The organism is Clostridium fungisolvens, assembly GCF_014193895.1.
GTDB classification, from domain to species: Bacteria; Bacillota; Clostridia; order Clostridiales; family Clostridiaceae; genus Clostridium_AR; species Clostridium_AR fungisolvens.
The window spans coordinates 1187492-1205983 of record NZ_BLZR01000001.1 but is presented as its reverse complement, the minus strand read 5'-3'; the positions used below and the strand labels follow the sequence as shown (position 1 = coordinate 1205983).

Annotated in this window: 21 protein-coding genes; 5 read left to right on the top strand and 16 right to left on the bottom strand. The window is 32.1% G+C overall.

Annotation, left to right across the window (positions count from 1 at the left end; translation table 11 throughout):
- Nucleotides 1–74: 74 nt before the first annotated feature.
- Together pepF and bsdtw1_RS04735 are read right to left on the bottom strand one after the other, a co-directional pair.
- Entirely contained in the window at nt 75–1874 is a 1800-nt protein-coding gene (pepF, locus tag bsdtw1_RS04740; protein ID WP_183276456.1) for an oligoendopeptidase F, read from the bottom strand.
- Between the two features lie 102 nt (nt 1875–1976).
- Entirely contained in the window at nt 1977–2375 is a 399-nt protein-coding gene (locus bsdtw1_RS04735) for a DUF6762 family protein (protein ID WP_183276455.1), read from the bottom strand.
- A gap of 246 nt (nt 2376–2621) precedes the next feature.
- Here bsdtw1_RS04735 and bsdtw1_RS04730 point away from each other — a divergent pair, with 246 nt between their 5' ends.
- The 4 genes from bsdtw1_RS04730 (at nt 2622) to bsdtw1_RS04715 (ending at nt 5580) form a co-directional block, all read left to right on the top strand.
- Complete coding sequence (locus bsdtw1_RS04730; protein ID WP_183276454.1) at nt 2622–3008, top strand: hypothetical protein; 387 nt, start codon at nt 2622–2624, stop codon at nt 3006–3008.
- A 99-nt stretch (nt 3009–3107) separates the two neighbouring features.
- Complete coding sequence (locus bsdtw1_RS04725; protein WP_183276453.1) at nt 3108–3788, top strand: metal ABC transporter ATP-binding protein; 681 nt, start codon at nt 3108–3110, stop codon at nt 3786–3788.
- A gap of 1 nt (nt 3789) precedes the next feature.
- Nucleotides 3790–4578 carry a metal ABC transporter permease gene (locus bsdtw1_RS04720; RefSeq protein WP_183276452.1) on the top strand — a complete coding sequence of 263 codons (789 nt, stop codon included), beginning with the start codon at nt 3790–3792 and terminating at the stop codon, nt 4576–4578.
- A gap of 21 nt (nt 4579–4599) precedes the next feature.
- Nucleotides 4600–5580, top strand: a complete 981-nt coding sequence (locus bsdtw1_RS04715) for a biotin--[acetyl-CoA-carboxylase] ligase (protein WP_183276451.1) — start codon at nt 4600–4602, stop codon at nt 5578–5580.
- Nucleotides 5581–5678: 98 nt separating this feature from the next.
- Here bsdtw1_RS04715 and bsdtw1_RS04710 read toward each other — a convergent pair whose 3' ends face one another.
- The 14 genes from bsdtw1_RS04710 to bsdtw1_RS04645 form a co-directional block, all read right to left on the bottom strand.
- A complete protein-coding gene (locus tag bsdtw1_RS04710) occupies nt 5679–6488 on the bottom strand; it encodes an acetyl-CoA carboxylase carboxyltransferase subunit alpha (protein ID WP_183276450.1) in 810 nt (269 codons plus the stop codon).
- Nucleotides 6489–6500: 12 nt separating this feature from the next.
- Nucleotides 6501–7364, bottom strand: coding sequence for an acetyl-CoA carboxylase, carboxyltransferase subunit beta (gene accD, locus bsdtw1_RS04705; protein ID WP_183276449.1), 864 nt, complete (start codon nt 7362–7364; stop codon nt 6501–6503).
- A 13-nt stretch (nt 7365–7377) separates the two neighbouring features.
- On the bottom strand, nt 7378–8721 hold the full coding sequence (locus bsdtw1_RS04700) for an acetyl-CoA carboxylase biotin carboxylase subunit (protein ID WP_183276448.1): 1344 nt from the start codon (nt 8719–8721) through the stop codon (nt 7378–7380).
- Nucleotides 8722–8742: 21 nt separating this feature from the next.
- Complete coding sequence (gene fabZ, locus bsdtw1_RS04695) at nt 8743–9168, bottom strand: 3-hydroxyacyl-ACP dehydratase FabZ (protein ID WP_183276447.1); 426 nt, start codon at nt 9166–9168, stop codon at nt 8743–8745.
- A gap of 15 nt (nt 9169–9183) precedes the next feature.
- Nucleotides 9184–9645: an acetyl-CoA carboxylase biotin carboxyl carrier protein gene (gene accB, locus bsdtw1_RS04690; protein ID WP_183276446.1), complete on the bottom strand. Its 462-nt coding sequence runs from the start codon at nt 9643–9645 to the stop codon at nt 9184–9186.
- A 6-nt stretch (nt 9646–9651) separates the two neighbouring features.
- The gene (fabF, locus tag bsdtw1_RS04685) at nt 9652–10893 is read right to left on the bottom strand and encodes a beta-ketoacyl-ACP synthase II (RefSeq protein WP_183279734.1); all 1242 of its coding nucleotides are present in this window, start codon (nt 10891–10893) and stop codon (nt 9652–9654) included.
- Nucleotides 10894–10906: 13 nt separating this feature from the next.
- Entirely contained in the window at nt 10907–11641 is a 735-nt protein-coding gene (gene fabG, locus bsdtw1_RS04680; RefSeq protein ID WP_183276445.1) for a 3-oxoacyl-[acyl-carrier-protein] reductase, read from the bottom strand.
- A 17-nt stretch (nt 11642–11658) separates the two neighbouring features.
- Entirely contained in the window at nt 11659–12600 is a 942-nt protein-coding gene (gene fabD, locus bsdtw1_RS04675; protein ID WP_183276444.1) for an ACP S-malonyltransferase, read from the bottom strand.
- 6 nt (nt 12601–12606) lie between these two features.
- The gene (fabK, locus tag bsdtw1_RS04670; protein WP_183276443.1) at nt 12607–13539 is read right to left on the bottom strand and encodes an enoyl-[acyl-carrier-protein] reductase FabK; all 933 of its coding nucleotides are present in this window, start codon (nt 13537–13539) and stop codon (nt 12607–12609) included.
- Between the two features lie 16 nt (nt 13540–13555).
- Nucleotides 13556–13777: an acyl carrier protein gene (acpP, locus tag bsdtw1_RS04665; protein ID WP_183276442.1), complete on the bottom strand. Its 222-nt coding sequence runs from the start codon at nt 13775–13777 to the stop codon at nt 13556–13558.
- 200 nt (nt 13778–13977) lie between these two features.
- Nucleotides 13978–14955 carry a beta-ketoacyl-ACP synthase III gene (locus bsdtw1_RS04660; RefSeq protein WP_183276441.1) on the bottom strand — a complete coding sequence of 326 codons (978 nt, stop codon included), beginning with the start codon at nt 14953–14955 and terminating at the stop codon, nt 13978–13980.
- Nucleotides 14956–14957: 2 nt separating this feature from the next.
- The gene (locus tag bsdtw1_RS04655; RefSeq protein WP_183276440.1) at nt 14958–15425 is read right to left on the bottom strand and encodes a MarR family winged helix-turn-helix transcriptional regulator; all 468 of its coding nucleotides are present in this window, start codon (nt 15423–15425) and stop codon (nt 14958–14960) included.
- A 349-nt stretch (nt 15426–15774) separates the two neighbouring features.
- Nucleotides 15775–16188, bottom strand: a complete 414-nt coding sequence (locus bsdtw1_RS04650; RefSeq protein WP_183276439.1) for a Fur family transcriptional regulator — start codon at nt 16186–16188, stop codon at nt 15775–15777.
- Between the two features lie 218 nt (nt 16189–16406).
- On the bottom strand, nt 16407–16958 hold the full coding sequence (locus tag bsdtw1_RS04645) for a manganese efflux pump MntP (protein WP_183276438.1): 552 nt from the start codon (nt 16956–16958) through the stop codon (nt 16407–16409).
- Between the two features lie 296 nt (nt 16959–17254).
- On the opposite strand from bsdtw1_RS04645, the gene bsdtw1_RS04640 reads away from it, so the two are divergent.
- Complete coding sequence (locus tag bsdtw1_RS04640) at nt 17255–18472, top strand: 6-phosphofructokinase (RefSeq protein ID WP_183276437.1); 1218 nt, start codon at nt 17255–17257, stop codon at nt 18470–18472.
- Nucleotides 18473–18492 lie beyond the last annotated feature (20 nt).

Below are 18492 nucleotides of genomic sequence, written 5' to 3'. Positions count from 1 at the left end.
TATAAAATTTTCAAAACAAATCCACAAAAAAGCCTCTATAGATGTTAACCTTCAATTACTTTTTATAGTAAGTTCTATATTAACTCATCAAGCATATCTAAAAGTTCGTTAAATCTATTTATTGTAGCTTCAAGTGGTGCTGGCGTTGTCATATCTACTCCGGCCTTCTTAAGAACATTTATTGGATAATCAGATCCACCAGCCTTTAAGAATCCTTTATATTTTTCTACAGCTTCTTCTCCGTTTTCTAGTATTGCCTTAGCAAAAGCAGATGCAGCTGCATAACCAGTTGCATACTGATATACATAGAAATCTCTGTAAAAATGTGGTATTCTTGACCATTCACTATCAATTTCTTCATCTACAATCATATCTGATCCAAAATACTTTGTATTAAGATCATGCCATATACCATTAAGTTCTTTAGGACTCAAAGCTTCACCTTGTTCCATAAGCTCATGGGTTCTTAGTTCAAATTCAGCAAACATAAGTTGTCTGAATACTGTAGCTCTTATTTGTTCTAATTCTTGATTCACAAGATATAGTTTTCTTTTCTTATCTTGTTCCTTATCTATCAAATGATGTATAAGAATTATCTCATTAGTTGTAGACGCTACTTCAGCACAGAATAATGTGTAGTTTGAGTAAATGTATGGTTGATTTTTTGATGAATAATAAGTATGAATTGAATGTCCCATCTCATGTGCAAGTGTTGAAACATCATTTAGTGAGAAGTTATAGTTTAGAAGTACATACGGCATTGTATCGTATGCCCCACTTGAATAAGCTCCGCCTCTCTTACCTTTGTTCTCAAATACATCAATCCAACCACTTTCTATTCCTTCTGAGAATATCCCTAAATATTCTGCACCTAAAGGATTTAGCCCTTCTGTTACCATCTCTACTGCTTTATCATACTCAATATGTTCTTTTTCTATATCAACAACAGGAACATATAAATCATACATATGAATCTCATCCAATGCCAAAAGTTTTTTCTTTAAAGTAACATATCTATGTAAAGACTCTAGATTATCATTCATTGTCTTTACTGAATTTGTATAAACTTCTAAAGGAATATCATTTGGACTTAAGGATGCCTCTAGTGAGTTTGAGTACTTTCTTACTCTTGCATTAAAAATAAAATTTTTGATAGAAGATGTTAATGAAGCAGAAAGAGTGTTTTCTAAATTTTTATATTCCTTAAATAAAGCTTTAAATGCCGATTCTCTGACACTTCTGTCCTTACTTCTTATAAAGCCTGAATAATTCCCTTCTGTAAGTTCCACATCGTTGCCGTCTTCATCTTTAATAACCGAAAACTTCATATCAGCATTAGTAAGCATGTTGTGAATATTAGAAGGTGCATCTAAACAATCTGATACTGAAGCTAACAATTCTTCCATTTCTTTTGTAAGTATATGTGGTTTCTCTTTCAAGATACTCTTTAACAAGAAATCATAAACCTTTAATTCAGGGTTTTCTTGAAGAAATCTTTCTATAGTACCATCTGGCAGAGCTAAAATCTCTGGTTCAAAAAATGCAACATAACTAGCAAGTTCAGCGAAATAAGAATCTATTTTACTTCTTATTATCTGGAACTCAGGATTTGAAGTATCTTCATCAGATCTTAAGTGAGCATATACCATTAACTTTTCTGCTTTTCTTACGATCTTCTCATTAAGCTTTAGAAAAGTTTCTAAAACTTTACTATCGCCTAATTTCCCTTCATACTTTCTTGTCTCTAGAGCTTCTTCTTTTAAGCTTTTAAAATCAGCTTCCCACTGCTCTGTGCTATTATATATCTTTTCTACTTTCCACTTGTATTTTAAGTCTATTTCTTCTCTTTTTTTAAGACTTTTTACTTCAGCCATTTCTCATTCTCCTCTCATTAATTTCAAATAAAAATTACTTCATATGATATAATTAACTTTTACCTTTAAAGTTATTATAAAAATATGTTAAATGTTATTAATCTATTTATATTCATCTTCCTTACCTTTAATATCTTCAAAAACTTTTTCTATTTTATCCTTTATAATAGAACATAATTCGTTAATAACAGCTCTAGTCTCCTCATGCTCAGTATCATATGGAAAACTTACCACCCAAGTTGGATTATATTCTTCATCCTTTTCCTGTATTTTGTAACCAAGTTCTTCAAAAGCTTCTATCTCAAAAAGATCAAATATAGCTGAATATTCCCATTCTTCCACATCTCTCTTTGTGTCAAAATATAAACTTACTTCATTATCTATACAATATAATTTTGTAACATAAACAGCACCTTCATTTACTGAGTAGCTGCCTAACTCACTTAATATATTTCCTGTTTCCTTATCTTTCTCTATAAGTACTAATGATGAAAAATCCATAACGCTCATCCTTTCAATCTTAAAAAAATTATAAGTATATTATATTGTTATAATAACCATATTTTCAAGTATTCTTATACATTTTATTTTAATAATAACTTTATATACTAGATTTATTTTGTCCATAGCTTCTAGTATATATGAAATATTATTCATTAAGCTTTATTTATTTTACATAATTTGGTAATATATTTTTATTGTGAGCATTTATAATTTCAAAAATTTAAACACTTAAGGAGTCATCATATGGAAAGTATAATCCCAATTAAAAACAAAAAAAGATTAGCTAATAAGTTTAGATTTGCAAGAGTAGCCTTAGCTTCAGCCATAGTAATTTCTATAATTTCTTTGATAAACATAAATATGACCAATTCTAAATGTAAGGATCTTAATTATGCTACTAACCACTATATGACTACTGGAATATTTAACAAAAGTAAAGTTCTTACCGTAAATGGAATGAAGCTGTTATTTTCTGATGATAATAAAGCTATAGTGGAAGTTGAAGGTTTATATTACGAATCCCCACACATAAGAAAAAAATATCAACTTTCTCTATCTAAAACTAAAGGTAGCATGTGGAAGTTAGATGATGTAAAGGATATTTCAACATTAGCAGCTAAAAATAACTAGTTTTTATAAAACTAAATGTATTTATCTTGTCCTTTTGTTGCAAACCATTTGCATTTAGTTGTATAATAAACTTTAGATTATAAAACGGAGCTGATAAATTTGATAAAAGTTAAAGATTTATGTTTTTCATATACAGGTAAAGAACCTTATATATTAAATAACATTAATTTACATATTCCAAAAGGAGCTTTTGTTTCAGTAATAGGTCCTAACGGTAGTTCTAAAACTACATTAGTTAAATTAATGTTAAACCAATTATCGCCTAATAAAGGCAAAGTAGAACTTAATACAAGTAAAATAGGTTATGTTCCACAAAAAGTTGATAGCTTTAATTCTCAGTTTACCATTACAGTCAAAGAAGTATTAGACTGCCATGCTAACGCTCTTAATCTTAAGGATAAATCATCTATAAATAGAGCTCTTGAGAAAGTCAACATGCTTCAGTATTGTAATAAACTTATCGGTGCCCTTTCAGGTGGACAGCAACAAAAGATTTTTATATCTAGAGCATTAATGGGAGAGCCTGAATTATTATTTTTAGATGAATTGAGTACAGGGGTAGACCATTTATCTCAGAAAGAAATTTATGACTTAATAAGAAAGCTTAATCAACAGCACAAAATAACTGTAATTTCTGTAGAACATAATTTAAGAATGGCAATAGATTACTCTACACATATCCTTGAACTTTATGAAGGTTCAGCAACACTGTATGAAGTAGATCAATACAAAAAGATAATCAGTGACAATAGAATTTACTTAGATAGGAAGGTAGAATAGTATGTTTGAACTTGAGTTTATGAGGAATGCCTTTCTTGCAGGATTTATTATATCACTGTTATGTCCCTGTATAGGTTTATTCTTAGTTTTAAAAAGATACTCTATGATTGGAGATACGTTATCACATTCGTCTTTTGCTGGAGTAGCAATCGGATTAGTTTTTGGTTTTAACCCAATAATTACAGCATTTATTTTCACATCCGTATGCGCCATTGTAATAGAGTTATTAAGAGATTACTTTAAAAAGTATGCAGAACTTGTAATGTCTATAATTTTAACATTAAGTTTAGGTATAGCCATTGTATTAATAAGTAGTGGTAAAGCCAGTGCCAAAGTTAACAGTTATCTCTTTGGAAGTATTTTGACTGTTTCTAAAAGCGATTTGTATCTCATAAGCATTATAGGATTGATATGCTTTGTAACCATAGCACTACTTTATAAGAAATTAATATATACAACCTTTGATGAAGAAGGTGCAAAAGTATCTGGAATCAATGTAAAATTGGTCAACTACATTTTTACATTAATTGTAGGTGCAACCATATCTGTTTCTATAAGGGTCATGGGAATATTAGTTATATCCTCCATAATTGTAGTTCCTGTGGCTACAGCTATGCAGATGAAAAAGGGTTTTTCAGTTACTTTAATCCTTTCAATGATTTTTGGAGTTATAGATATTTTAGTAGGACTTATAACATCCTATTATTTTAATTCTGCTCCAGGTGGTACTATAGCCTTAACTTCAGTAGCTTTATTAATAATAGTACTCATACTCTTTAAAAAAGAATGATTTATAGGATAAAGGTGTTTTATGAAGGAAAAAATTTTAGAAATACTAAAGGAAAGTAAAGATTTCGTATCTGGTGAAACTATCTGCAAGGAATTTGGAATAACAAGATCTGCAGTATGGAAAAGCATAAAATCTTTGAAGGAAGACGGATACAATATAGAGTCCTACACAAAAAAAGGTTATAAGCTTATATTCTCTCCAGATCATTTGAATAAATCAGAGCTAAAGCCTTATTTAAACAACAGCAACTTTGTTAAAGATATCTTATATTTTGACTCGATAGACTCCACAAATACCTATAGTAAAAAAATAGCCACCGAAGCCAAAGACGGAACTGTTGTTATTGCCGAAGAGCAAACCTTAGGTAAAGGTCGCTTTGATAGAACATGGATATCGCCTAAATATAAGGGCATATGGTTCTCAGTTATATTAAAACCAGCCATTGACCCAATATTGGTTACTAGAATAACCCAAGTTGCTGCTGCAGCAGTACATTTAGCAATGCTTAAACATGGATTTAATACTATGATAAAATGGCCAAATGATATAATCCTTAACAATAAAAAAATTGGTGGAATTTTAATTGAGATGAGTTGTGAACTATCTCAAATTAATTACATAGTAATTGGCATGGGAATCAATGTGAATCTGGAATCATCAGATTTTCCTGAAGAAGTTATAGATAAAGCAACTTCTCTTAGGATAGAAGGTTCTAAAGTAGTTGATAGAAAAATCCTTTTAGCTGATATCCTTAATAATTTTGAAATACTTTACAAAGAATTCCTACTAAACGGCTCTGTACAGACAGCTTTAGACATATGTAAATCAAATTCATCAGTTTTAGGAAAAGATATAAAGATAATACATAGAGGAAATGAAACTTTTGCGAAAGCAATAGATTTAAATGAAGATGGGAACCTTATGGTTTCCTATGAAGATGGTAGTGTAAGACCTCTTTATTCTGGAGAAGTCTCAATAAGAGGATTAAATGGGTATGTATAAAATCCAAAGGGCTCACTTTGAGTCCCTTTGGATTTTATACTTTCCTATACAGTAAAAAAATCACTAATGAAAGATACATTAGAGATTTTTTATGCCTATTATATATAATCAAATTCACCATATTTTCTAAATCTTCTATATCTAAACTCTAGTAATTCTTCTTTTGTTTTTTCTTTTAGAACTTTAAGTTCTTTTACTAGGTTTTCCTTTATGCTTATACTTACAAAATCCACATCTTTTTGAGCCCCACCAACAGGTTCTTTTATTATCTTATCGATGACACCCATCTTATATAGATCCAAAGATGTTATCTTCATAACTTCAGCAGCTTCCTTAGCTCTTTTTGAATCCTTCCACAATATAGATGCGAAACCTTCTGGTGAAAGAATTGAATATATTGAGTTTTCAAGCATCCATACTCTATCCGCTAAAGCTAAAGCAAGTGCACCACCGCTTCCACCTTCGCCTATTATTATAGATATCATAGGAACATTCATGCCAGCCATCTCCATAAGGTTTTTTGCAATTGCTTCTCCTTGGCCTCTTTCTTCAGCTCCTACACCACAGAAAGCTCCTTTTGTATCTACTAGACATATTATAGGCCTATTGAACTTTTCAGCCATCTTCATATGTCTCAAAGCTTTCCTATATCCTTCTGGATTTGGGCTTCCAAAATTTCTTTCTATATTTTCCTTAATATCTCTTCCTCTTTGAATGCCAATTATAGTAACAGGTTCACCATCTAACATTCCAATACCGCTAACTATAGATTTGTCATCTCCAAAGGATCTATCTCCATGAAGTTCAACAAAAGAAGTAAATATTCTATCAATATAATCTAAAGCAGTTGGCCTATCAGCCATACGTGCTATCATTAATCTTTCCCATGCACTTAATACTTCACTCATAAAGTCACATCCTTATTTACATCCATGAAGCAAAAGAAGTACTGATAAAGTTTCCTTCATTTCTTCTCTCTTCACTATTTTATCAACAAAGCCATGTTCTAATAAAAACTCAGAAGTTTGAAATTCATCTGGAAGCTTTTGTTTTATGGTCTGTTCTATTACTCTTCTTCCTGCGAAACCTATAAGAGCTTTAGGTTCAGCCAAAATTATATCACCTAGACTGGCAAAAGAAGCTGTAACTCCACCAGTTGTAGGATCTGTAATAACTGATATATATAATAAACCTGCCTCATCATGTCGCTTTAAAGCAGCACTTGTTTTCGCCATTTGCATTAGTGAAAGAATGCCTTCCTGCATTCTAGCTCCACCAGAACATGTAAAGATAATTACTGGTTCTTTTCTAGCTGTGGCAATCTCTATAGCTTGAGTTATCTTTTCTCCTACTACAGAGCCCATACTACCCATCATAAAATTACTATCCATAACAGCTAATACTACATTTTTGCCGTTCACCTTTCCAAGACCAGTAGTTACTCCGTCAGTGATACCTGATTTTTCTTGACTTTCAATAAGCTTATCTTTGTATCCAGGGAAATTTAATGGATTTTTAGCTATCATTCCATAGTTAAATTCCTTAAAAGTTCCCCTATCAATTATTGATGCTATTCTCTCATCTGCAGACATTCTAAAGTATCCACCACAGTTAGTGCAGATTTTATGATTTTCATCTATTTCTTTTTTGTATATAATCTTTCCACAGGAGTTGCATTTAACCCACATTCCATCCGGAATTGCAGGTTGATTCTCCTCCTCTGCCTTACTTGTTTCTACATTCATAGGAACAGTAAAATATTTTTTCTTTTTAAACAATCCCATAAGCTTTCACCTATTATTTTATTATTTCCTTATTTATAAATCCGGTATCAAACTTTCCATCTATAAATTTCGGATGATTCAATATTTCTAATTGAAAGTCTATATTATTATCAATACCATCTATAGTGAATTCCCACAAGGCTCTTTTCATCTTTTCTATAGCTTCTTCTCTAGTTTTACCAAAAACTATTAGTTTCGCTATCATAGAATCATAATGAGGTGGAATTACATATCCATTATACACTGCACTGTCAATTCTTACACCATTTCCTCCTGGCATGAAAAGAAATTCTATCTTTCCTGGAGAAGGTGCAAAGTTTCTATGTGGATTTTCGGCGTTTATTCTACACTCAATAGCATGACCCTTTATCTCTAAGCTCTCTTGTGTAATTGAAAGTTTTTCTCCTGCTGCTATTTTAATTTGCTCTTTCACTAAGTCAATACCTGTAACCATCTCAGTGACTGGATGCTCAACCTGTATTCTAGTGTTCATTTCCATAAAGTAGAATCTTCCATTTTTATCAAGAAGAAATTCTATAGTTCCGGCATTTTTATAGTCCACAGCTTTTGCAGCTTTTACTGCAGCATTTCCCATTCTGTCTCTCAAGTCCTTGTCTAAAACAACAGAAGGAGCTTCTTCTAAAACCTTTTGGTTTCTTCTTTGAAGTGAACAGTCTCTTTCTCCTAGGTGAATTATGTTTCCGTGCTCATCACCTAATATCTGAAACTCTATATGTCTAGGATTTTCTATAAACTTTTCCATATAGATCCTGTCATCTCCAAAGTTTACCTTTGCTTCACTTTTTGCTGTTTCATATGCCTTCTCTAATTCTTCCCTTTTATGAACAATTCTAATACCTTTTCCGCCACCACCAGCAGAAGCTTTTACCATAACAGGATATCCTATATTCTCAGCACTATTATAAGCTTCTTCTAAAGTTTCTATAATACCTTCTGTTCCAGGAACAACTGGAACTCCAGCATCTATCATTACTTCTCTTGCTTTTGATTTATCTCCCATCATTTCTATAGTACTAGGTGATGGTCCTATAAACTTAATATTGCATTCTTCACACATTCTTGCAAATACTGAGTTCTCTGATAAAAATCCGAATCCTGGGTGAATAGCCTGTGCTCCTGTAAGTACTGCGGCACTGATTATATTGCCCATATTTAAATAGCTATCCTTAGATTTTGCAGGTCCTATACAAACTGCTTCATCAGCAACTTGTGCATGCAGGGAATCTCTATCTGCTTCTGAGTAAACAGCTACAGTTTCTATTCCCATCTCTCTACATGCTCTTATTATTCTTACTGCTATTTCTCCTCTATTGGCTATAAGTATCTTTCTTATCATTTAATCACCTCAATTAAGGAATTAGTCTCCTATAGCGAACATAAACTCGCCTTCAACAGCTTTTTCATCGCCTACGTATGCTATGCCTTTTCCTATACCAGCTGGTCCTTTTGCTTTAATTATCTCAACTTCAAGTCTTAAAGTATCTCCAGGAACTACCTGTCTTCTAAATTTAACTTTATCGATGCGGCCAAAGAAAGCTATCTTACCTTTATTTTCTTCTAACGAAAGTAATGCTACAGCTCCTGTTTGCGCTAAAGCTTCAACTATTAAAACTCCTGGCATTACTGGATGACCTGGAAAATGTCCTTGAAAGAAGTTTTCATTTGCTGTCACATTTTTTATTGCTACTGCTCTCTTTCCTTCTTCAAGTTCTAAAACTCTATCTATTAATAGAAATGGATATCTATGTGGAATTATTTCTTGTATTTGCTTTATATCTAACATATAAATCAGCTCCTATTATTTAATTCTGAACAACTTCTGGCCGTATTCTACCATCTGTTCGTTAGAAACTAGTACTTCAACAATTTCTCCATCCACTTCGCTTTGTATTTCGTTCATAATCTTCATAGCCTCTATGATACAAAGTACATCGCCTTTTTTCACTTTATCTCCAACCTTTACAAAAGCTGGTTTCTCACTACCTGCTGAAGTATAAAATGTTCCTACTATTGGAGAATTTACGTACGTTCCGCCTTTAACTTCTACTTCTTCAACAACCTTTTCTGTCTTGCTTTCAGATATATATTCTAATTTGCTAGCTTCAACAGCTTTTATTTCCTTTGTTGTAGTTGTTTTTGGAGCACTCACATTATTATCTTTACTCATCTTAAGAGAAACTCCGTCAAACTCCATTTCGAAGTTTGTAAGATCAGAAGAATTGATTATTCCAATCAATTCTTTAATTGAAGCATAATCCATAAAACATTACCTCTCAGTCCATTTTTTAAATAGAAGTACACCATTATGACCACCAAATCCTAAGGAATTTGAAAGTACATACTTAACTTCTTGATTTCTTCCTGTATTCACTACATAATCTAAATCACAGTCTTCATCAACATTTTCATAACCAATTGTAGCTGGTATATAGTTTTCTTCTACTGCCTTAATTGCCACTATAGCTTCTATTGCTCCAGCTGCTCCTAAAAGATGACCAGTCATTGATTTTGTTGAACTAACTGGTACTTTATAAGCTTGCTCTCCAAATAATCTCTTTATAGCTACTGTCTCAAATTTATCATTGTAAGGAGTACTTGTTCCATGAGCATTTATATAGCTTACTTCTTCTTTAGATATGTTTCCCTCTGTAATAGCAAGTTCCATAGCTCTAGCAGCGCCTTCGCCTTCTGGTGAAGGTGAAGTCATGTGATAAGCATCACAAGTGCTTCCATATCCAACTACTTCTCCATATATCTTTGCTCCTCTTGCTAGTGCATGATCTAATTCTTCAAGGATCAGTATTCCTGCACCTTCTCCCATAACAAAGCCTTCTCTATCTTTATCGAAAGGAATAGATGCTCTCTTAGGGTTCTCATTTTTTGATAAAGCATTCATAGATGCAAATCCTGCTATACCAAGAGGTGTTATAGAAGCTTCAGCACCACCTGCTATCATTATATCACTATATCCAAATTTTATGTTTCTAAAAGCTTCACCTATAGAATTAGTAGCACTTGCACAAGCAGTTATTACTGAAGTACATATTCCCTTTGCACCAAATCTTATAGCTATATTACCTGCAGCCATGTTTGATATTGACATAGGTATGAAAAATGGTGAAACTCTTGTAGGTCCTTTTTCATGAAGTTTTATAGTTTGTTCTTCTATGGTAGCAAGACCTCCTATACCTGAACCAACAATAACTCCTAATCTTTCTTTATTAACTTTATCAAGATCCAATTTTGAATTTTCTACTGCTTGTTGTGCTGCAGCTAATGCAAATTGGCAGTATCTATCCATTCTTCTAACTTCTTTTCTGTCTATATATTCTTCAGGGACAAAATCTTTTACCTCTGCAGCAAGTTTTACTTTTTGTTCAGTAGTATCAAAAGCTTTTATTTCGTTTACTCCACAAACGCCTTCTTTAATACCATTCCAAAAAGAGTCAACACTATTTCCTAAAGGAGTTATCGCTCCCATTCCCGTTACTACAACTCTTCTTTCCATCATTCCACCATCCTTACATAACCATTCCGCCATCAACATTTATAACCTGGCCAGTAATATAATTTGATAAATCGCTTGCTAAAAATCCTACAAGATTAGCAACATCTTCAGTAGTTCCTAATTTCTTTAAAGGAATTGTATTTAGTGTAGCTTCCTTCACTTTATCTGATAATGCGTCTGTCATATCTGTTTCTATAAATCCAGGTGCTACCGCATTACATGTTATACCTCTAGAAGCAAGTTCTCTAGCTACAGATTTAGTAAGACCTATAACCCCTGCTTTTGATGCAGCATAATTTGCTTGACCTGCATTTCCAGTAATGCCTACTACAGAAGTCAAGTTTACTATCTTACCACTTCTTTGCTTCATCATTATAGAAGATGCTGATCTTATTGTATTGAATGTACCTTTAAGATTTGTATTTATAACACTGTCAAAATCTTGATCTTTCATTCTCATTATTAGTCCATCTTTAGTTATTCCTGCATTGTTAACAAGTATATCTACAGAACCAAACTCAGCGAATGCTGTCTTTATAAGTTTATCAGCGTCTTCACTGTTAGATATATCACATTGCACACCTATAGCATTTACACCAAATGATTTTATCTCAGTTAAAACTTCGTCTATAGAGCTACTTCTATAGTTAACTACTATATTAGCTCCCATTTCAGCAAGCTTAATAGCAATAGCTTTTCCTATTCCTCTACTTCCTCCAGTAATTACTGCAGTTTTTCCCTTTAACATGAATTCACACCTTCCTATTAATTTAACTTGCTTAATCCGTCAATAGTTTTATCTAAAGATTTAATGTCTTCAACATTAAATATATTTACATTTCTGCTTATCTTTCTAACAAAGCCACTTAGAGCACGCCCTGGTCCAACCTCTATAAAAGTATCTACACCATCATTTATCATAAGTTTTATAGAATCTTCCCATTTTACTGAGCTCATTACTTGTTTAACTAGTAAAGGCTTTATATCAGTAGTTGAACTTACATATTCAGCAGTAACATTACTAATAAGTGGAATACTTAATTCATTTAATTCTATTTTATCCAATTCTCCAAATAATCTTTCACTTGCTGGCTTCATCATCGATGTATGAAAAGGACCACTCACAGTTAATGGAATAACTCTTTTTGCTCCTCTTTCAGCCAGTAAAGCACCGCACTTTTCAACAGCATCCTTTTCACCGGCAATAACTATTTGGTCTGGGCAGTTATAATTAGCCACTTCAACTACGCCAAACTCTTTGCATTCGTTAACACATGAATTAAGAACATCTTTATCCATACCAAGTACTGCAGACATTGCCCCTACACCTAGAGGTACAGCTTCCTGCATAAAGAATCCTCTTTTCTTCACTAAAGTTACTGCATCATTAAAGCTCATAGTTCCTGCCGCAACATGGGCTGAGTATTCACCTAAGCTAAGCCCAGCAACTACATCAAAATTTATTCCTTTTTCTTGTATAACTTTAAGAGCAGCAATAGATGTAGTTAAAATAGCAGGTTGAGTATTTTCAGTTTTATTTAATTCTGTGTCTGGGCCTTCAAAGCACATAGCCTTAAGTGAAAATCCTAAGGCTTCATCAGCTTCATTAAATATTTCTCTTGCAACCTCATAATTATCATATAATTCTTTTCCCATTCCAACGTATTGTGCACCTTGGCCGGAAAATAATAATGCTATTTTCATCATATCCTCCTAGTTAAACTTCGCTATAAGTTCATCATATTTATCAAACATCTCTTTTATGATTTCTTCACAACTTTGTTCTTTTGATATCATACCAGCTATCTGTCCAGCCATAAACGAACCTTCGTCAGGATTCCCTTCAACAACAGCCTTAGCTAAAGCCCCACGTCCTAGTTCATCATAAGCTTCAACTGGAGCATTCTCTTTTTCTAATGCCTCAAATCTTTTAGCAAGCTTATTTTTGATAACTTGAACTGGATGACCTGTAACTCTTCCAGTAACCATTGTATCTATGTCTTTAGCCTTTATTACAATATCTTTATAATTTTGATGTATAGTGCATTCTTTAGCAACTAAAAATCTAGTACCAACTTGCACTCCTTTTGCACCAAGCATAATTGCTGCTGCAATTCCTCTTCCATCACCAATACCACCTGCAGCTATTACTGGTATATTTACTGCATCTACTACTTGTGGTACTAAAGCCATAGTAGTAAGCTTACCTACATGACCACCAGATTCGCAACCTTCTGCAATAACAGCATCTGCACCACATCTTTCCATTCTCTTTGCCAATGCCACTGAAGGTACAACTGGAATAACCTTTATTCCGTTATTTTTCCACATCTCAACATATTTTCCTGGGTTACCAGCTCCAGTAGTTACAACTTTTACACCTTCTTCGCAAACTACTCTAGCTAATTCATCTGCATTTGGGCTTAAAAGCATTATGTTTACTCCGAAAGGTTTATCTGTCAAAGTTTTTGCTTTTCTTATTTGCTCTCTAACATATTCAACCGGTGCATTTGCTCCTGCAATTATTCCAAGACCCCCAGCATTTGATACAGCAGATGCCAATGATGCATCTGCTACCCAAGCCATACCCCCTTGTAAGATAGGGTATTGTATATTTAGAAGTTCACAAATATCTGCCTTAATCATATTTTCCTCCTAAGGATTAAACTCTCTCTTCGATATAAGTAACTGCATCTCCAACTGTCTTTATAGCTTCTACGTCTTCTATTTTTACATTGAATTCTTCTTCTAAGTCCATGATTATTTGGAATAAATCTAAAGAATCAGCACCTAAATCTTCTTGGAATGTTGTTTTAAGTGTTATTGCATCAGCATCTACTCCTAATTGTTCTACTATTACCTCTTTTATTTTTTCTAATACCATTATTTTTTCCTCCTAATAATTTCATAATTTATATTTATCCGGCTACCTATTTAAAATAAAGACATAATCTTAAAAAAATCACCTTTTAGTTCTATTTAAAAAAGATGGCTACTTTATTTTACTTTTGTTGAGCCAGTAAAATTGGCAAACTTTTTTTAATTAATATTAAGTTTCGCAACTTGTTTACACCTAAGTTAATTCTACCATTGTAAGAATACAGATCCCCAAGTGAGTCCTCCACCAAAACCAACTAAAACTAACTTATCCCCTTGCTGAAGCAATCCATTTTTATTTGCTTCATCTAATGCTAAAGGAATAGATGCAGCTGATGTGTTACCATACTTATTTAGATTTACATAAAACTTCTCTTTAGGTAAGTCTAGTTTCTTAGCCGCAGCGTCCACGATTCTAAGATTAGCTTGGTGTGGAAATATTAACTTTACTTCATCTAACGAGGTTTCAGCTTTTGCTAACACTTCATTTACTGCTTGCGGAATCTTATTAACTGCAAATCTAAAGATCTCTTTTCCATCCATATTTATATAGATATCATCTTCTTTATTATCATTTTCAATATATGGATTCTTAGGAACGAATTCTCCAGACGTAAGAGAACTTCTTCCCAAAGTTCCATCGGATCCTAGCACAGAACTTATTATTCCCTTTTCTTCACTCTTCTTAAGTACTACTGCACCAGCTCCATCTCCAAAAAGAACACAAGTGCCTCTATCATTCCAGTTTACTATTCTAGAAAGGGTTTCTGCTCCTATTACTAAAGCATTAACCTCTTCTCCTGCTCTCATAATTTTATCGGCTACAGATAAAGCATATATAAAACCTGAACATGCAGCACTTACATCAAAAGCATAAGCTTTTTTAGCTCCAATGATATCTTGAACTATGCATGCTGTTGATGGTGTAAACATATCTGGAGTAGTTGTTGCTACTATTAGCAAATCTATATCCATTGGCGTAAGTCCTGCATTATTTATTGCATCTAAGCCAGCTTTTGCAGCTAATGCTGAAGTGTTTTCTCCTAAAGAAATTCTTCTTTCTCTTATTCCTGTTCTAGAACTAATCCATTGATCATCTGTTTCAACTATTTTAGATAAATCATCATTAGTAACTATATTATTTGGTGCATAACTTCCTGTTGATATTATCTTTGTATAAACCATAACTACTCCTTGCTTTCTTTATTAAATAAATCATATGTATTTCTACAAAACACATTTAATTTTTGTAGAGCATGAACCAGTACAGCTTCTTCTTCTTCAGATAAGTCTGTCACTGTTACTTTTACCATCTCTAAGTGAAACTTTTCATGAATTCTATAAAGTAACTTACCTTTCTTGGTAAGACTAATTTTAACTACTCTTCTATCTTCCTCAGATCTTACTCTCTCAACATAACCTTTCTTAACAAGATTATTTATTGCAATCGTAAGTGTGCCAACTGTTATACTTAATTGTTTGGCTACTTCACTCATACTTTTTGAATCATAATAACCTATAGCCTCAACAGTATGAACTTCTGTTATAGACACATCATTGAATCTACCAGATTGCAATGCATATTCTTCTATATTTAAAATCTCATTAAAGATATCCACGAGAAGAGAATTGATAATACTATGAGTATTATTCATATTGCCTCCTAAATATATTTTGATAATCAAACTTTTTTATATTCAAAGTATATGGGAATTATTTATTTGAGTCAATAGATAGTTTTTCGCTATATATGCTTAAAATTAGATATTTAATCCATTTAATTAAAAATAGCTATGATTATTTCACTTTTATGTAGTGAAAACAATCATAGCATTATATTATTCCATATCTATTATTAATTAATTCATAATTATGTAATTAATTTAACTGTCATCATACCTAAACATAAATATTTTTAAAATAAAGCTATATATATTCAGTGTTATTCTGTTTAAATGAAACTTAAAAATAAATTTTACAATTCACAATTTATTTACACTTAGTTTAATCTTTATTTTTACATTGTTCACATATTCCTTTAAGCACTAACCTATGTTCTGTTAACACAAATCCCGTTTGATTCTTAAGGATTTCTTCAATTTGCTGCATTGGACATGGCACTTCTATCTCCTTATGGCATTCAGAACACTCTATTTTATGCATATGTTTATTTTTTCTTATAGCAAACGAGTACTTTCCATTACCTAAATCGAATTTTTCAATTATTTGTTTAGCCTCAAATACTTCCAAAGTTCTATATACTGTTGAAAGATTTATATCCATCCCAACTGATTTACATCTATCATAAATATAATCTGCAGAAACACTAGAATCATTGTCTGAGAGAATTTTATATATGGCTATCCTACTCTTTGTAACCTTTATTCCTTTTTCACCTAAGTATTCGCCAACTCTCATATTTTGCTCCTAACATTTTTATTTCATTATAACATATATTGTGCTGTTTTCAACATATTGAATTGTATATAATTTTGCATTGAGTTCTTTCATATTATACTTGTCCAATTTTATCTTGTAGATGTATCGCTTCATAATAAAGTTTATATTTCAATTCCCTTTCTCATAGCAATAAAGGTTTTACATATAATCTGATCATTGAGCGTATAAATCTAAGATTATGCAAATATCATTTTTAATCCAAAAAGTAGAAGGATTATACCACCTATATAATCTGCATATTTTGAAATCAGTTCTATTCTTCTCATATATCTTGAAAAGAAAAAAGCACAAATACTAAGCACAAATGTTACCAAGCCAATTGTTATAGAGTTAAACAATATAGAAATTGTACTTTCAACATGGTGAAACACTGTAAATCCAACTACCAAAGCATCTATACTTACCGAAATTCCAAGAATAAAGTACATCTTTGGATTGAGCAGTAAACATTCATCTTTTTGCTCCATCCCATCTTTTATCATCATTACACCTGTAAAAGCAATCACCATACCGCCTATTATGTTAGGTATAGAAGTAACATATTCTTCAAATAATACACCAAAATAAGTACCTATAAATGATAACAAAAACTGAAAGAAACCGAATGAAATAGCGAAAAGTATTTTCTTAGTTTTACTAACAGCACAATTTATACCTATACTCAGAGCAATGGCCGATGCATCCATTGCCAGTGCAACTGAGATAATTAATAAACTTTTCATTTCCATAGTTTGTCCCTCTTTTCTTTTAACTTTCAAAATTTAAGCATATATTTGCATAAATTCATACAATAATATTGTATTTTTAAGGTTTCAAATTTATTCTTCAAATACTACATCTAAAAAAATTAAATCTTCCATAATATTTAAGCTTAATTATGAGACAATTCTAAATATATAAATTATATGTATTTACTCTAATAGACTTTATATTTATCATATTTTGTAGTATAGTATTCATTGTACATATTATTTAGACAAATAGTATAGCACATTTAAACTACTCAGTACAAAGGAGAGATATAATGAATTGTATTGTTGCCCAATCAGGAGGCCCAACTTCAGTTATAAATTCTAGTGTTTTTGGTTTGGTTGAAGCTAATAAGGATTTAAATATATATGACAACGTCTATGCTGGATTAAATGGTATAGAAGGAATATTAAATAGAACGATAATTAATTTATCTGAAATGGATAGCGCAGAGCTTGAAGTATTTCAACATACTCCATCATCTGGGTTAGGTTCTTGTAGGTACAAGCTAAAAGATTCTTCAGTATGTGAAGATGAATATGTTTCCCTTATGTCTATACTTAATGAACTAAATATAAAGGCTTTCTTTTATATAGGTGGAAATGACTCAATGGATACTACTGCTAAACTTAGCAGATATGCAAAAGATCATAATATCGATATTAAATTTATAGGTATTCCAAAGACTATAGATAATGATTTAATGTTTACTGATCATACACCAGGCTTTGGTAGTGCTGCAAAATTCATAGCTACTTCTACAATAGAAACCTACTTAGATTCTACTGTATATACGGATAATGGAATATTCATATTAGAAACAATGGGTAGAGATACTGGTTGGTTAGCTGCTGCTGGAGCTCTAGCTAGCGTGGGGGACAAAAAAGCAGCTGATTTCATATATCTACCAGAAGTTGCTTTTGATACGATAAAGTTTATAAATGATGTTAGAGAAACATTTAAGAGAAATAACCATGTTTACATAGTAGCATCTGAAGGTCTTAGAGACGAAAATGGTAACTTTCTAACAATGTCTTCCCAAGGTGGAGCACATGATAAATTCGGTCATACTCAACTTGGTGGTGTTGCTCATTATCTTCGTACTCTAATAATAAATGCAGGTATAACTAATAGAGTAAAAACACTAGAACTTGGAGTTTTACAAAGATGTGCTATGCATTCAGCATCAAAAGTTGATTTTGATGAAGCTAAAATGGTTGGAAGAGATGCTCTTAAGTATGCTGCAGATGGCCATTCTGGTTATATGGTAGCTATAAAAAGAGAAGAAACTGAAGTTTATAGTTCTTCTACCTTCTTGATAGAAGCAGATAAGGTAGCTAATAAGGTTAAGTATTTTCCTACAGAATGGATAAATGAAGAAGGTAATAACCTAACTATTGAAGCAATTGAATATCTTAAACCATTAGTTTTTGATCAACCGGCTTATAAGCTTTCAGACTCTCTACCAAAATATAGAGTTTTCAGAATGTAATTATTCTTAATTTCATGTTT

Excerpts from the sequence above, each read along its gene's own strand:
- pepF (WP_183276456.1), bottom strand. The coding sequence starts at position 1,874 with ATGGCTGAAGTAAAAAGTCTTAAAAAAAGAGAAGAAATAGACTTAAAA.
- bsdtw1_RS04735 (WP_183276455.1), bottom strand. The coding sequence starts at position 2,375 with ATGGATTTTTCATCATTAGTACTTATAGAGAAAGATAAGGAAACAGGA.
- bsdtw1_RS04730 (WP_183276454.1), top strand. The coding sequence starts at position 2,622 with ATGGAAAGTATAATCCCAATTAAAAACAAAAAAAGATTAGCTAATAAG.
- bsdtw1_RS04720 (WP_183276452.1), top strand. The coding sequence starts at position 3,790 with ATGTTTGAACTTGAGTTTATGAGGAATGCCTTTCTTGCAGGATTTATT.
- bsdtw1_RS04715 (WP_183276451.1), top strand. The coding sequence starts at position 4,600 with ATGAAGGAAAAAATTTTAGAAATACTAAAGGAAAGTAAAGATTTCGTA.
- bsdtw1_RS04710 (WP_183276450.1), bottom strand. The coding sequence starts at position 6,488 with ATGAGTGAAGTATTAAGTGCATGGGAAAGATTAATGATAGCACGTATG.
- accD (WP_183276449.1), bottom strand. The coding sequence starts at position 7,364 with ATGGGATTGTTTAAAAAGAAAAAATATTTTACTGTTCCTATGAATGTA.
- bsdtw1_RS04700 (WP_183276448.1), bottom strand. The coding sequence starts at position 8,721 with ATGATAAGAAAGATACTTATAGCCAATAGAGGAGAAATAGCAGTAAGA.
- fabZ (WP_183276447.1), bottom strand. The coding sequence starts at position 9,168 with ATGTTAGATATAAAGCAAATACAAGAAATAATTCCACATAGATATCCA.
- accB (WP_183276446.1), bottom strand. The coding sequence starts at position 9,645 with ATGGATTATGCTTCAATTAAAGAATTGATTGGAATAATCAATTCTTCT.
- fabF (WP_183279734.1), bottom strand. The coding sequence starts at position 10,893 with ATGGAAAGAAGAGTTGTAGTAACGGGAATGGGAGCGATAACTCCTTTA.
- fabG (WP_183276445.1), bottom strand. The coding sequence starts at position 11,641 with ATGTTAAAGGGAAAAACTGCAGTAATTACTGGAGGAAGTAGAGGAATA.
- fabD (WP_183276444.1), bottom strand. The coding sequence starts at position 12,600 with ATGATGAAAATAGCATTATTATTTTCCGGCCAAGGTGCACAATACGTT.
- fabK (WP_183276443.1), bottom strand. The coding sequence starts at position 13,539 with ATGATTAAGGCAGATATTTGTGAACTTCTAAATATACAATACCCTATC.
- acpP (WP_183276442.1), bottom strand. The coding sequence starts at position 13,777 with ATGGTATTAGAAAAAATAAAAGAGGTAATAGTAGAACAATTAGGAGTA.
- bsdtw1_RS04660 (WP_183276441.1), bottom strand. The coding sequence starts at position 14,955 with ATGGTTTATACAAAGATAATATCAACAGGAAGTTATGCACCAAATAAT.
- bsdtw1_RS04655 (WP_183276440.1), bottom strand. The coding sequence starts at position 15,425 with ATGAATAATACTCATAGTATTATCAATTCTCTTCTCGTGGATATCTTT.
- bsdtw1_RS04650 (WP_183276439.1), bottom strand. The coding sequence starts at position 16,188 with ATGAGAGTTGGCGAATACTTAGGTGAAAAAGGAATAAAGGTTACAAAG.
- bsdtw1_RS04645 (WP_183276438.1), bottom strand. The coding sequence starts at position 16,958 with ATGGAAATGAAAAGTTTATTAATTATCTCAGTTGCACTGGCAATGGAT.
- bsdtw1_RS04640 (WP_183276437.1), top strand. The coding sequence starts at position 17,255 with ATGAATTGTATTGTTGCCCAATCAGGAGGCCCAACTTCAGTTATAAAT.